The following is a 14,434-nucleotide window of genomic DNA, read 5'->3' as shown; positions in this document are numbered from 1 at the left end:
GTCCGGCCGGGCGCGCGGAACGCAGGCCGGCAGGCCTGCCTGGGGGGAGGAACGGGTCATGAGAGTCAGCGTTTTCGGGCTCGGCTACGTGGGCTGCGTGTCGGCCGCGTGCCTGGCCAGCATGGGTCACGAGGTCATCGGGGTGGACGTGAACCAGGTGAAGGTCGACCTGGTCAACGACGGCAAGGCCCCGGTGGTCGAGGAGCGGATCGGCGAGCTCACCGCCGAGGTCGTGCGGACCGGAGCATTGCGCGCCACCGGCGACGTCCGGGAGGCGATCATGGGCAGCGAGGTGTCGCTGGTCTGCGTGGGCACACCGTCGGAGCCCAACGGCAGCCTGTGCACCACGTACCTGGAGCGGGTCACCGAGGAGATCGGCGCGGTGCTGGCCGAGGGGGCCAAGAAGGGGGGCCGGCACACCGTCGTGTTCCGCAGCACCATGCTCCCGGGCACCTGCCTGAACCTGCTGGTGCCGATCCTGGAGAAGTACGTCGGCGGCACGGCCGGGGTGGACATCGGGGTCGCGGTCAACCCGGAGTTCCTGCGCGAGGGCACGAGCGTGCGGGACTTCTTCGACCCGCCCAAGACCGTCATCGGCGAGCTCGACCCGGCGAGCGGCGATGCGGTGCTGGCGCTGTACGACGGCTTGCCCGGCGAGGTGTTCCGGGTGCCGGTCCCGACGGCCGAGGCGATCAAGTACGCGGACAACGCGTTCCACGGCCTCAAGATCGGCTTCGCGAACGAGCTGGGCGCGGTGTGCCAGGCGCTCGGGGTGGACTCGCACCAGGTGATGGACGTGTTCCTGGCCGACCGCAAGCTGAACATCAGCCCCGCCTACCTGCGGCCCGGCTTCGCCTTCGGCGGCTCCTGCCTGCCCAAGGACCTGCGCAGCCTGGTCCACGCGGCGCGGCGGGCCGACGTCTCGGTGCCCATCCTCGCCCATGTGCTGCCCTCCAACTCCGACCATCTGCAACGCGCGGTGGACCTGGTCGAGCGCACCGGCAAGCGCCGCATAGGCATGTTCGGGCTGTCCTTCAAGCCCGGCACCGACGACCTCCGCGAGAGCCCGCTCGTCGAGCTGGCGGAGCGGCTCTTCGGCAAGGGGTACGACCTGCGGATCTACGACGCCAACGTGAACCTCTCCCGGCTGATCGGCGCGAACCGCGAGTACATCGAGAACCGGCTGCCGCACCTCGCGCAGCTGCTCGCGGACTCCGTCGGCGAGGTGCTGGAGCACGCCGAGGTGTGCCTGGTCGGAACCAGGGACCCGGCCGTGCTGTCGGCACTGCCGCCCCAGGGCGACGGCCCGGTGCTTGTCGACCTCATCCGCCTTCCCGACGCCGAGGCGCGCCGGACCGAACCGGGGTACGTGGGCCTTGCTTGGTGATACGACCAGCGGCGCCGGGCCGGCCCGGCGCGCGCTGATCCTGGTGGAGAACCTGTCGGTGCCGTTCGACCGGCGGGTGTGGCAGGAGTGCACGACGCTGCGCGACGCGGGCTGGACGGTGCACGTCATCTGTCCGCAGGGCACCAAGCGCGACACGGAGCCGGAGGCGGTGATCGACGGGGTGCGGATCCACCGCTACCCGTTGCGCGCGGCCACCGGAGGTCCGGCCGGCTACCTGAAGGAGTACGGCTCGGCGTTGTGGCACACGATGCGGCTGGCCCGGAAGGTCGGCCCGGTCGACGTGGTCCACGCCTGCAACCCGCCCGACCTGCTGTTCCTGCCGGCCCTGTGGCTGAAGCGACGCGGGGCACGGTTCGTCTTCGACCAGCACGACCTGGTACCCGAGCTGTACCTCTCCCGGTTCGACCGCGGCAAGGACCTGCTCTACCGCGGCGTGTGTGCGCTGGAGCGTCGGACCTACCGGGCCGCGGACATCGTGCTCGCCACGAACGAGAGCTACCGGGACGTCGCGATGCGCCGCGGCGGCAAGCGGCCGGAGGACGTCTTCGTGGTGCGCAGCGCGCCCCAGACCGAGCGGTTCCGACCGGTGCCGCCCGAGCCGGAGTTGAAGCGCGGCAAGCCTCATCTGCTGTGCTACCTCGGCGTCATGGGCCCTCAGGACGGCGTGGACTACGCCCTGCGGGCCCTCGCGAAGCTGCGCGACGAGGTCGGGCGGACCGACTGGCACGCGGTGTTCGTCGGCTCCGGCGACGCCTTCGACGCGATGGTGGAGCTGTCCGGGCGGCTCGGGCTCTCGGAGCAGGTGCAGTTCACCGGGCGCATCCCGGACGCCGACCTGGTGCGCTACCTGTCCACGGCGGACGTGTGCCTCTCCCCCGACCCGCGCAATCCGCTCAACGACGTGTCGACCATGAACAAGGTCCTGGAGTACATGGCGATGGGCCGGCCGATCGTCTCCTTCGACCTGAAGGAGGCGCGGGTCTCCGCCGGTGAGGCCGCCGTCTACGCGCCCGCCAACGACGAGGCCCAGTTCGCCAAGCTCATCGCGCTGCTGCTGGACGATCCGGAGAAGCGGGCCCGGATGGGCGAGATCGGCCAGGAGCGGATCAACGGGCCGCTCTCCTGGCGGAACTCGCAAGCGTCGATGCTCGCCGCCTACACCGCTGCCTGCCGTGACCACGCTCCGGCGTCGGCGGGCGCCCCGCACCGGGCAGGGAAGAGGCCGCGCAGTTGAGCGATGACACGATACGCCTGGTCACGATCGGGCGGATTCTCCGTCGGCGCCGGCGGCTTCTCGCCATCCTCGCCGTGGTGGGCGCGCTCGTCGGCTACGGCGCCTCTCTGCTGTTTCCGCCGCGGTACACGACGTCGGCATCGGTACTGCTGCCGGGGCAGTGGGAGGAGCGCGAGCTGCTGACCCAGGCGCAGATCGCGACCAGTTCGGTGGTGATCGACCGCGCGGCCACCGCACTCGGCTGGCCCGGGGTCAGCGGCGGCGAGCTGCGGGATCGGGTGAGCGCCACGGCCGCCGACGGGAACATCATCAAGATCTCGGGTACGGCCGACACCCCGGAGCGTGCGCAGCGGCTCTCCGACCAGGTGGCCCAGCAGTTCGTCACCTTCGCCGCGCGGCTCGCGGGCGACGGCACCGATCCCGAATCGGCGGCCGGGCCCGGGACGCTGCGGAAGCGGGTGGAGGAGACCAACCGCCGTATCACCGACCTGGCCGAGGCGGCTGACACGGGGCAGAGCGTGGAGAGCGTGCAGGCCCGCACCGAGCTGGAGAAGCTGCGTACCGCGCTGCAGGAGGCCATGAAGAAGCTGGACGAGGCCGACCCGGCGACCGACAAGGCCAACATGGTCGTCATGGGGCCGGCGGCCCGGCCGACCGGCGAGGCAGCACCGACGAGGACGCAGCTCATCGTCGCCGGGGCGCTGCTGTTCTTCCTGCTCACGGTCATCGGCCATCTCACCGCCGCGCGGATGAGCCGCCGGCTGCGTACCGCGCCGGAGATCGCCGCGGCGCTGGGCTCCGCGCTGCTGGGCACCGTCGACGTACCGGGTGAACGGGCCGCGCACCGGCCGAAGGACCGTGGCTCGCGGGCCCGGATCCGCCGGCTGCTGGGTGTCGACACCCCGTGGGACGTACCGCCCCCGCAGTCCTCCGGCGACGAGGCCGGCCGGCGGACCCGCTACCGGCGGGTGTGCGCCCGCCTCCGCGAACAGCTGCCGGCCCCCCGGCGGCTGCTGGCCGTCGTACCGGACGGCGACGAGATCGCCCGCCGGGCCGCCGGGCAGCTCGTCGCCGAGGCCGAGAGCGATCCGCTGCTGCGGGTGGTGGGGGTTTCGGTGTCCCGGCCGCTGGTGCCCGACCGGGACACCGAGTCCGGTGCCCTGGTGGTGCTCAGCGCGGGCAGCTGGACCGCGGCGGAGCTCGCCGGCGTCGCCGAGGCGTGCGCGGACGCGGGGCACGAGGTCGTCGGCATCGTCGTCGCCGGCACGGTCCGGGCCCGTCCGGCGCGGTCCGCCGGCCCGCCTGCGGACGAGGCCACTTTGGCGTTCGCGGTCCGCGGCCACGCGACGGGGGGTTCGGTGTGACGACGAGCAAGACGTCGGAGTCGTCGGCCGCCGCTCCGCTGCTGGATCTGCAGGCGCTGGTGGTGGCGGTGCGCAGGCGCCGCCGCCTCTGGTGCTCCTTGGCGCTGCTGGGGCTGCTGGTCGGCGCGGCGATGGCGGTCCTGCTGCCGCCTCCGCCGGCCGCGGTGACCAAGGTGCTGGTCGCGCACAAGGAGGACCAGCCGAACGACACCGGAACGCTGATCCGCACCGATGTCGCGCTGCTGCAGACCACGCGGATCGCCGGCGAGGCCCTGCGGTCCCTCAAGTCCCCGGAAAGCCCGGAGGACTTCATGGGGGACTACCGGGGTACCGGCCTGACCAACAACCTGCTGCAGATCGATGTGACAGGTGACAGCGACGCGGAAGCGGTGGCCCGGGCCAAGGCGCTGGCCGACGCGTTCGTCGCGGACCATGTGCGGCGGATGCGGGAGACCGCGAAGGCCGAGGCCAACGCCCTGCTGGACCAGCGTGACCGCATGCGGAAGGAACTCGCCGAGGTCAACAAGGCGATCGGGGAAGGACCGCCGGAGAGCGACCCGAAGGCGTCGGCGGGCAGGGAGTCGCTCTTCGCCCGCCGGGCCGAACTCACCTCGCGGATCACCGACTTCGACCAGCGTGCCGAGGAGGCGCGCATGGGCACGCCCCGGCTCGTCGCCGGCACGCAGATCGTGGACGCCCCGCGCGCGGTGCGGCACTCCCTGCCCAGGGCCGCTGCCACCGACGCGGCGATCGGACTGGTCCTCGGGCTGGTCCTCGGGCTCGCGCTGGCCGCGGTCGGCACGGTGGTGGCGGACCGCCCCGTGCTGCGCCGGGACATCGCGGCGAACCTGGGCGCCTCGGTCATCGCGGAGCTGCCCCGCCGGTCGGGCCGGCTGTGGCAGCGCCGGCGGACCCGGGCGGCACGCGAACGGCTCACCGCCTCCCTGGCCCGCACCGTGCGCGACTCCGCGGAACCGTTGTCGCTGCTGGAACTGGGCTGTGCGCGCAGTACGAGCGTGATCGCCCTGGACGTCGCCAGGGCGCTGGTGGCGGAGGGGCCGGTGACCGTCGTCGACGGTCTGCCCGGCCCGCAGCTCGCCCGCCGCCGGCCGAAGCCAGGAGACCCGACCGTGGTCGGCGGCGAGCGTGCCGCGGCCGTGCCGGATCAGGGGCTGCGGATCGGCGTCGGCTCGGTCGCGCCCGGCACCGCGTGGACCGACCTCCAGTACCTCGGCACCCAGACCGTGCTCGTCGTGCGTGCCGGGCACGGCAGCGCCGCATGGCTGCACACCGTAGGACGGCAGCTCGCGGACCAGCGCATCCCGGTGATCGGTGTGGTGCTGATCGACCCCGATCCCCGTGACCGGACCGACGGCACGCTGTGGGACGGGCTGCACATCGCGCTGCGGGGCCACGGCGAGCGGTTGGCCCGGCAGCAAGGTGGGGGTACCTCCCACGCAGTTCAGGCAGTGGGGGAGGGCCGGCGACGCACGGAGCGGCTGCCCATGTGGGCCACACGGGTCCCGGACAACGACCAGGAGGCGCGGTAGGACATGTGTGGCATCGCAGGCACGTACCACTGGCCGGACGGGAAAGCCGTCACCGACCGGCTCACCGATATCCTCGCCCACCGCGGTCCGGACGGGGCGGGCCGCTACAGCCACCCCGCCGGTGACGGCGAAGTGCACCTCGGGCACCGCCGGCTGTCCATCATCGACCTGTCCGAGACCGGCGCCCAGCCGATGGTCTCGGGCGGCCTCGTCCTGACGTACAACGGCGAGCTGTACAACGCGCCCGAGCTGCGTGCCGAGCTGGCCGCCGCCGGTGTGCGCTTCCGCGGGACCTCCGACACCGAGGTGCTGCTGGAGGCGTGGCGGCGCTGGGGCACGGACTGTCTGCCCCGGCTGCGCGGCATGTTCGCGTTCGGGATGTTCGACGAGCGCACCGGTGAACTGGTCCTGGCCCGCGACCAGTTGGGCATCAAGCCGCTGTTCCTGCTCCGGCGCGGCGAGGGGCTGGTGTTCGCCTCCGAGCTCAAGGCGCTCGCCGCCGTCACCGGCGGGGCGCTGGAGGTGGACCATGCGGCGCTGGTGGCCTCGCTGCTGTACTACTGGGTGCCGGACTCGCGGTGCGCGTTCCGCGAGGCGGAGAAGCTGCCGCCGGGGAGCTGGCTCAGATGCCGGCCCGACGGCCGGGTGGAGCGCGGCCGGTTCTGGAACCTGAAGGACGTCGCCGCCGAGGGCCGGGAGCGGGCACGCAGCGGCGAGCAGCCGGACCTGGCCGCCGTCGTCGAGGAGTCGACCCGGCGCCACCTGCTCTCCGACGTACCCGTGGCCACCTTCCTCTCCGGCGGCCTCGACTCCAGCTACCTGACCGCGCTGGCGGCCCGCCACCGGCCCGGGATCTCCGCCTACACGATCGGGTTCCGCGCCGAGGACGCCAGGTTCGAGGCCATGCCGGACGACCTGCGCTACGCCCGGCAGGTGGCCGAGCGGTTCGGCGTCGATCTGCACGAGATCGAGATCGCCCCGAACGTGCTCGACCTGCTGCCGCGGATGACGTACCACCTGGACGAGCCGATCGGCGACCCCGCCGCGATCAACACGTACCTGATCTGCTCGGCCGCCCGGGAGGCCGGCGTCAAGGTGATGCTCTCGGGGATGGGCGCCGACGAGTTGTTCGCCGGGTATCGCAAGCACCTGGCCAACCTGATCGCGCTGCGCTACCAGCGCGTCCCGCGTCCGCTGCGGCGCGGCGTGTCCAGGGCCGTGGACCGGCTGCCGGTCGCCACGTCCCGCCGGGGGTACCGGTCGGTGCGCTTCGCGAAGCGGTTCCTCTCCTTCGCCGATCTGCCGGAGGAGACCGCGTTCCGGCGCAGCTACACCATGTACGACCGTGGCGAACTGCTCGCCCTGCTCGATCCGGACCTGGCCGGAACGGTCGACGACGTGCTGACCGAGCATCAGGACGTCTACCAGGACAACGGCCTCGACGACTTCGTCAACCGCATGTGCCTGACCGACGCCCGGATGTTCCTGCCGGGACTGAACCTCGCGTACACGGACCGCTCCAGCATGGCCGCGTCGACCGAGGTACGGGTGCCGTACGTGGACGTCGAGGTGGTCAGGGCGGCGTTCACCGTGCCCGGCGACCGCAAGATCGTCGGGCGGCAGGGCAAGGCCGTCCTCAAGGAGGCGGCCACCTCGGTCCTGCCCCGGGAGATCGTGTACCGGCCCAAGGGCCTGTTCAGCGCGCCGCTGCGCGCCTGGATGAGCCGGGACCTGGCACCGCTGGTGCGCGAGGTGGTCAACGACGGCGAGCTGGTCCGTTCCGGGTTCCTGCGCCGCGACGCGCTGGCGCGGATGGTCGCCGAGGACGCCGCCGGGCAGCGGGACTTCTCCAAGCATCTGTGGCACGTACTGACCCTCGAGTACTGGTATCGCGACGCGACCTCCGGGTCCGGCCAGAGCACTCGGTTGACGGCTTAGGAATCAGGAGTTCGGGTGAAGCAGGTTGTACAGAACTACAAGAGCGGCGAGCTGGCGGTGCTCGACGTTCCGGTGCCGGGGTGCAAGCCGGGCGGTGTGCTGGTCCGCAGCGCCTTCTCGCTGATCTCCACCGGCACCGAGCTGATGAAGGTGTCCGAGGCCGGCATGTCGATGCTGGGCAAGGCCCGCTCCCGCCCCGACCAGGTGGCCAAGGTCATGCAGAGCGTGGCCACCAACGGGGTGCCCGCCACCTACCGCAAGGTGATGGGCAAGCTGGACTCCTACACGCCGCTGGGCTACTCGCTGTGCGGGGTGGTCGAGCAGGTCGGCGCCGGGATCGACGATGTGAAGGCCGGCGACCTCGTGGCCTGCGCCGGCAACGAGCACGCGCTGCACGCCGAGCTGAACTGGGTGCCGAAGAACCTCTACACCCCGGTGCCGGACGGCCTCGCGCCCAGGCACGCGGCCTTCGGCACCGTCGGGTCGATCGCGCTGCAGGGCGTCCGCCAGGGCGAGCCGCAACTCGGCGAGGTGGCGCTGGTCATCGGCCTCGGGCTGATCGGGCAGCTGGTTGTGCAGCTCCTGGCCGCCTCGGGGGTCCGCGTCGTCGGGGCCGACCCCGACCCGGTCCGCTGCGAGCTGGCCGAGCGCCTGGGCGCGGCGGCCTGCGGCGATCCCTCCTCCGCGGCCGTGGAGACCGCCGTCGCCGAGCTCACCGCCGGTCACGGCGTGGACCAGGTGTACCTGGCCGCTGGCGGCGGCAGCAACCAGCCCGTCGAGCTGGCCGCCCGGCTCTGCCGGGACCGCGGCCGGGTCGTCGACATCGGCAAGTGCCGCCTGGACCTGCCGTGGAACGCGTACTACGAGAAGGAACTCGACGTCCGGTTCTCCCGGTCGTACGGCCCCGGTCGCTATGACCCGGAGTACGAGCTGGAGGGGCGGGACTACCCGATCGGCTATGTGCGCTGGACCGAGCGCCGCAACCTGGCGTGCTTCCTCGATCTCATGGCCCGCGGGAGCGTCGACGTGGAGCCCCTGGTCTCCCACGTCGCCGACTTCGACGACGCCGTGGAGACGTACCAGCGCCTGAAGGACGGCGATCTGAAGGCCGTGGCCGTGCTGTTCCGTTATCCCGGACAGGAGGCCGAAAAGACCGAGTCGACGACCCCGGCGGTGGCCGTGCCCGCGGTGGCTGTGTCCGCCAAAGGCATGAAGCCGAGTCCGGTCCGGGCGGCCAGGACGCCGGTACGCCTCGCGTTCGTCGGCGCGGGCAACTACGCGACGTCGATGCTGCTGCCGCACCTGGCACAGCGCGAGGGCGTCGAGCTGTCGACGGTCGTCACCACGACGGCGCTGTCCGCGGCCAACGCGCAGCGGAAGTTCGGCTTCGCGGAGGCGACCACCGATCTCGACGCCGTGCTCGGCGACAAGTCCATCGACGCGGTGTTCGTCGTCACCCGGCACAGCTCGCACGCCGAACTGACCCGGAAGGCACTGCTGGCCGGCAAGACCGTGTTCGTGGAGAAGCCGTTGGCGCTCACCGAGGACGAGCTGGCCGGCGTGCTCGCGGCGGTGGAGGAGTCCGGCAACGACCGGCTGCAGGTGGGCTTCAACCGCCGGTTCGCGCCGCTGCTGCGGGAGGCCCGGCAGCGGTTCGGCGCCCGGACCGGGCCGGCGAACCTCCGCTACCTGGTCAACGCGGGCCGGCTGCAGCACGGCAGCTGGTACCTGCAACAGGGCACCGAGGGCTCGCGGTTCGCCGGCGAGGGCGGGCACTTCATCGACACGGCGAGCTGGCTGCTCGACGCCGACCCCGTCTCGGTGTACGCGGTCGCCTCGTCCGGCAACGAGGACCTCCAGGTCGTACTGCGCTACCCGGACGGGTCCACCGCCACCATCAGCTACGTCACCAGCGGCCCGGCCGGCTTCCCCAAGGAGACGCTGGACCTGGTCGCGGACGGCAGGGCGCTGCGGCTCGACGACTTCGTCCGTGCCTCGGTCTACGGCCGCAAGCGGTGGGTCAGTTCGCGGCTGCCCAAGGCCCGCGACAAGGGCCAGAACGCCGAACTGGCCGCGTTCGTCAAGGCCGTGCGGACCGGCGGGCCGATGCCGGTGCCGCTTCAGTCGCTGGTCGCCACCACGGCGGCCACCCTCGCCGTGCAGGCCGGCCTGGCCGGCGGCGCGCCGGTGACACTGGCGAGGGCGCGATGACTGTGAGCTCGGGGAGTCCGGGCTGGTACCTGCGGCGGCTGTCCCGGATGGGACCGCAGGAGGTCGCCGGCCGGACGGCGGACGCGGTGCGCAGGCGGCGGTGGCGGTCGGCGCGGCCGGACAGCCCGAGCGTGACCGGCGCCCGGTTCACCGCCGTACTGCCCGCCGGGACGATCGCCGCGGTGCCCGCGGACGCCGCGAAACGGCTCATCGCCGAGGCGGACCGGCTGATGTACGGGCACGCCGAGTATTTCGGGGTGGTCCGCGACGACCTGGCCGACCCGGACTGGTGGTACGACCCGAAGACCGGGCGCCGGGCTCCGTGGGGCTACGCCTTCGACGTGCCGTACCGGAACGAGGACGCGGTCGGGGACATCAAGCAGATCTGGGAGCTGTCCCGGCATCAGTACCTCACCGTCCTCGCCGCCGCCTACGCGATCAGCGGGAACGAGCGGTACGCCGAGCGGGTGGCCGAGCACCTGCGGTCGTGGTGGCAGGCCAACGCGCCGCTGCGCGGGGTGCACTGGACCAGCGGCATCGAGCTGGGGATCCGGCTGCTGTCCTGGGTGTGGATCCGCCGGCTGCTCGACGGCTGGCCGGGCGCGGCCGAACTGTTCGAGGGCAACCCGGTGGCGCGGAACCAGATCTGGCACCACCAGAACTGGCTGGCCGCCTTCCCCAGCCGGGGGTCTTCGGCGAACAACCACGTCATCGCCGAGGCCGCCGGGCAGTTCGCCGCGGCCTGCGCGTTCGGATGGTTCCCCTCCTCGGCGCGCTGGCGGACCGACGCGCTGCGGTCGCTGGAGCGGCATCTGCGCGGCAACACCTACCTCTCCGGCCTCAACCGCGAGCTGGCCACCGAGTATCACGGACTGGTGCTGGAGCTCGGCCTGGCCGCCGTGGCCGAGGCGGATGCGGCGGGCGTGCCGGTCCCCGCGTCGATCCGGCTGGTGCTGCTGCGGATGACCGACGCGCTGGCGGCCGTCGTGGACAACCGGCTACGGCCGCCGCGCCAGGGGGACGCGGACGACGGGCACGGTCTGGTCGTGGACGGCGCGGGCACCGACCGCTGGGCCTCGCTGCTGGCCACCGGGGGCGCCGTGTTCGGCCGGCTCGCCTGGTGGCCGGCGGTGACCGGCACCGATGTGCGCACTTCGCTGCTGGCCGCGCTCATCAAGCCCACGGAACTGTCCGTGTCCCGCCCGGCGAGCCGGCCGGCCCACTTCGCCGACGCCGGGCTCACCGTCCTGCGCGGTCCGGGGGAGATCTGGTGCCGCTGCGACGGCGGTCCGCACGGCTTCCTGTCCATCGCCGCGCATGCCCACGCGGACGCGCTGTCCGTGGAGGTCCGGCACGACGGGGTCGATGTCCTCGCCGACCCGGGGACGTACTGCTACCACGGGCAACCCGAGTGGCGGCGGTACTTCCGGTCGACCCTCGGCCACAACACCCTGGAACTGGACGGCGGTGACCAGTCCGTCTCCGGCGGCCCGTTCCTGTGGACCCGGCACGCCGAGAGCCGCGTCCTGGTCGCGGACACGTCCGACGCGGGTGTGGCCCGCTGGTGTGCCGAGCACGACGGCTACCAGGGCTCCGTGCACCGCCGCCGGGTGGAGCTGACGGCCGCGAGCCGGGAGCTGAGGGTGGTCGACGAGGTGCGCGGCCCGCGCCGGGCCGTGCGCCTGGCGTTCCACCTCGGCCCGGCGATCGCCGCGGACCTGACGGGGAACCGGGCGCAGCTCACCTGGGCCCGGGACGGCGAGGACCGCTCCGCGGTGCTCGACCTGCCCGGGCAGCTGTCCTGGCGGGCGCATCGCGGCGAGACCGACCCTCCGCTGGGCTGGTACTCCCCCGGCTTCGGGCGCAAGGAACCCGCCACCACGCTGGTCGGCACCGGCTTCGCCGACGGCGTGGAGGGCTTCACCACCGTCCTCAGGTTCCACGGCTAGGGGGGCGCGTGGGGATCAAGAGACGGCACTGGGTGCTGCCGTCGGTACCGCTGGCGCTGGCCCTGCTGGCGGCGACCGGCTGTGAGGGCACATCGGGCGTCCCGGCAGCGGGGCCGACCGCCGCGCCCTCCACGTCCGCGGCCCGATCCGTGGCCCATGTGTGCGCCGAGCCCGCGGCCGGGCCGGCGAAGGCGCCGGCGGGCGCGGTGACGGTCGACCCCGCGAAGGTCGGTGACCTGGCCGCCAAGACCAAGAGCAGCCCCCCGAACACCACGTTCTGGCTTCGGCCGGGCAAGCACCGGCTCGAGCGCAACCGCTACGCCCAGGTCATCCCCAAGAAGGGGGACCGCTACCTCGGCGCGCCGGGCGCGGTGCTCGACGGCCGGAAGATCAATCAGTACGCGTTCGGCGGTACCGCCCGCGACGTCACCATCCGCTACCTGACCGTGCAGGGTTTCGTCGCGCCGCAGAACGAGGGCGTGGTCAACCATGACTCGGCCGACGGGTGGCTGATCGAGCACGCGACGATCCAGCGCAACTCCGGCGCCGGGCTGATGGCCGGTGCCCGCCAGCGGGTCCGCGCCAGCTGCCTGCGCGGCAACGGGCAGTACGGCATGAACGCGTACAAGGACGGTGCCCCCCTCCGCGGCCTGGTGGTCGAGGGCAACGAGATCACGGGCAACAACACCGGCGACTGGGAGCGGCGGCGGAAGGGCTGCGGCTGCACCGGAGGCATCAAGTTCTGGGCCGTGGACGGCGCCGACGTACGCGGCAACTGGGTGCACGACAACCGCGGAGCCGGGTTGTGGGCGGACACCAACAACAACGACTTCCGCATCGAGGACAACGTGCTCGAGGCCAACGACGGTGCCGCGCTGATCTACGAGACCAGCTACAACGCGGTGATCCGGGACAACACGATCCGGCGGAACAACTGGGTCGAGGGCCGCAGGGCGGCCGAACGCGGTGACACTTTCCCGTTCGCGACCGTGTACCTGTCCGAGTCCGGCGGCGAGCCACGGATCCGGGCCCGCACCGACAGGATCGAGATCTACCGGAACGTGCTGGAGGACAACTGGTCCGGGATCACCCTGTGGGAGAACGCCGACCGGTTCTGCAACAGCCCGGCCAACACCTCGTCCGGTGACTGCACGTTGCTGGTGAAGAAGACCGGCAGTTGCGCGAGACCGGCGATCGCCAAGGCACCGCTCTACGCCGACTGCCGGTGGAAGACCCAGCGGGTGGACATCCACGACAACCGCTTCGTGCTGGACAAGTCCGTCGTCAAGTGCGTGGAGAAGTGCGGCCGCATGGCACTCCTGGCCAACTACGGCACCTATCCGGACTGGTCGCCGTACCAGGGCGAGCGGGTGGCCGAGGCGATCACCCGCGAGCAGCACAACCGCTGGCACGACAACGTCTACGTCGGATCGTGGAAGTTCGTCGTCCACGACCCGAGCCGGATCCTCGACTCCTGGCAGTGGCAGAGCGCGCCGTACCAGCAGGACGCGGGCAGCACCTTCCGCGCTCGGGACGGTGGTTGAGATGGGCACGGACCACACGCCGAAGATCGTCGGGACAGTCTGGGGGCTGCTGGTCCTCAACACGCTCGGCTCCGCCGGGGCGAAGACCATCGTTCCGCTCCCGCGCTCCCTCATCCAGATGGTCACCATGGGCGCGCTGGTCGCCGCGTTCGCGCTGGCGCTCGCGGTCAATCTCCGGCTGCGCATCCGGGCCAGCGCCTTCTTGCTGCTGCTCACCCTGCTGCTGGTGGCGAGCGTGATCTCCAGCGCGGACCTGGAGTCCGGGTTCGGCGCGCTGTTCCGCTGCGCCCGGCTGGCTCTCTTCGTCGGCACGCTGTGGCTGCTCAGCCGCTGGTGGGACGGCGACCTGACGTTCGTCCGGCACCACATCCGGATGTACTTCGCGGTGCTCGGGTCGGTGGCCGCCGGCCTGGTCGTGTCGCCGGGCGCCGCGATGCCCGAGCTCTACGGCGGGCGGCTGGTCGGCGCGTTGTGGCCGCTCACCCCGCCGCAGATCGGACAGTACGCCGCGGTGATCACCGGGCTCACCGTGCTGCTCGTCCTGGGCCGCCGGACCGACAGGGTCAGCGCGGCGGTGGTCATCGTGCCGTCGCTCGTCCTGCTCGCGCTGACCCATACCCGGACGGCCACGCTCGGCCTGCTCATCGGGCTGGCGTTGGCGATCGGCTCGCTCGTCCTGACCAGCGCCGCCGCACGCCGGTTCTTCGGCTGGGCGGTGCTGTGCGCCACGGTGGCCGCGGTGGGGTTCGCCTCCGCGCTGCAGGCGTGGTTCCTGCGCGGGCAGAGCAAAGAGAACTTCTCCAACCTCACCGGCCGGGCCAAGGTCTGGGACGCCCTGCTGGCCGCGCCCCGGACGACCTCGGAGAAGTTGTTCGGCGTGGGCCTGGGCGACAAGTCGTTCGGCGGGCTGCCGATCGACAACAGCTGGCTGGCCGTCTACAACGAGCAGGGTCTGATCGGCGTCACCCTCGTCGCGGCGATCGTCATCGTGCTGGGCGGTGTCGCGTTGCTGCGGCCCCCGTCGCTGTCCAGGGCCTGCGCGATCTTCCTGATCAGCTACTGCGCGATCGCGTCGTACACCGAGGCCGGTCTCGGCGACGCCTCGCCGTATCTGCTGCATCTGACCGTGGCCGCCTCGCTGCTGGCGGCACCTGCCGCGGCCACCCCCCGCTCGACGCCGGACGCCCCTCGACGCCGCGTCCCGCGATGGGCCCTGAGATCGGAGGTGACCTGAGC

9 protein-coding genes are annotated in these 14,434 nt (G+C 72.3%); all 9 read left to right on the top strand.

What is annotated here, in order from left to right; translation table 11 throughout:
• Nucleotides 1-58: 58 nt before the first annotated feature.
• The 9 genes from ABZ937_RS19865 to ABZ937_RS19825 are packed head-to-tail and all read left to right on the top strand — an operon-like array spanning nucleotide 59 to nucleotide 14,432.
• The gene (locus ABZ937_RS19865) at nucleotides 59-1,387 is read left to right on the top strand and encodes a nucleotide sugar dehydrogenase (protein ID WP_361693503.1); all 1,329 of its coding nucleotides are present in this window, start codon (nucleotides 59-61) and stop codon (nucleotides 1,385-1,387) included.
• Nucleotides 1,377-2,642, top strand: coding sequence for a glycosyltransferase family 4 protein (locus ABZ937_RS19860; protein WP_361693501.1), 1,266 nt, complete (start codon nucleotides 1,377-1,379; stop codon nucleotides 2,640-2,642). The genes ABZ937_RS19865 and ABZ937_RS19860 overlap by 11 nt, the downstream gene beginning before the upstream one ends.
• Nucleotides 2,639-4,006 carry a Wzz/FepE/Etk N-terminal domain-containing protein gene (locus tag ABZ937_RS19855; RefSeq protein WP_361693499.1) on the top strand — a complete coding sequence of 456 codons (1,368 nt, stop codon included), beginning with the start codon at nucleotides 2,639-2,641 and terminating at the stop codon, nucleotides 4,004-4,006. Before ABZ937_RS19860 ends, ABZ937_RS19855 begins: the two co-directional genes overlap by 4 nt.
• Nucleotides 4,003-5,556, top strand: coding sequence for a Wzz/FepE/Etk N-terminal domain-containing protein (locus ABZ937_RS19850; RefSeq protein ID WP_361693497.1), 1,554 nt, complete (start codon nucleotides 4,003-4,005; stop codon nucleotides 5,554-5,556). Before ABZ937_RS19855 ends, ABZ937_RS19850 begins: the two co-directional genes overlap by 4 nt.
• Nucleotides 5,557-5,559: 3 nt before the next feature.
• Nucleotides 5,560-7,494 (top strand): asparagine synthase (glutamine-hydrolyzing), encoded by a 1,935-nt coding sequence (asnB, locus tag ABZ937_RS19845; protein WP_361693495.1) that lies wholly within the window; start codon nucleotides 5,560-5,562, stop codon nucleotides 7,492-7,494.
• Between the two features lie 15 nt (nucleotides 7,495-7,509).
• The gene (locus tag ABZ937_RS19840) at nucleotides 7,510-9,705 is read left to right on the top strand and encodes a bi-domain-containing oxidoreductase (protein WP_361693493.1); all 2,196 of its coding nucleotides are present in this window, start codon (nucleotides 7,510-7,512) and stop codon (nucleotides 9,703-9,705) included.
• Complete coding sequence (locus ABZ937_RS19835) at nucleotides 9,702-11,654, top strand: alginate lyase family protein (RefSeq protein WP_361693491.1); 1,953 nt, start codon at nucleotides 9,702-9,704, stop codon at nucleotides 11,652-11,654. Before ABZ937_RS19840 ends, ABZ937_RS19835 begins: the two co-directional genes overlap by 4 nt.
• A gap of 8 nt (nucleotides 11,655-11,662) precedes the next feature.
• Nucleotides 11,663-13,198: a right-handed parallel beta-helix repeat-containing protein gene (locus ABZ937_RS19830; RefSeq protein WP_361693489.1), complete on the top strand. Its 1,536-nt coding sequence runs from the start codon at nucleotides 11,663-11,665 to the stop codon at nucleotides 13,196-13,198.
• A 1-nt stretch (nucleotide 13,199) separates the two neighbouring features.
• Nucleotides 13,200-14,432, top strand: a complete 1,233-nt coding sequence (locus ABZ937_RS19825) for an O-antigen ligase domain-containing protein (protein WP_361693487.1) — start codon at nucleotides 13,200-13,202, stop codon at nucleotides 14,430-14,432.
• The last annotated feature ends 2 nt before the right edge of the window (nucleotides 14,433-14,434 follow it).

It is taken from the genome of Streptomyces sp. NPDC046727 (assembly GCF_040645635.1).
In the GTDB taxonomy this organism is placed as follows: Bacteria; Actinomycetota; Actinomycetes; order Streptomycetales; family Streptomycetaceae; genus Streptomyces.
Note: the sequence above shows the minus strand (reverse complement) of the source record. Positions and strands in the feature narration are given on the sequence as shown.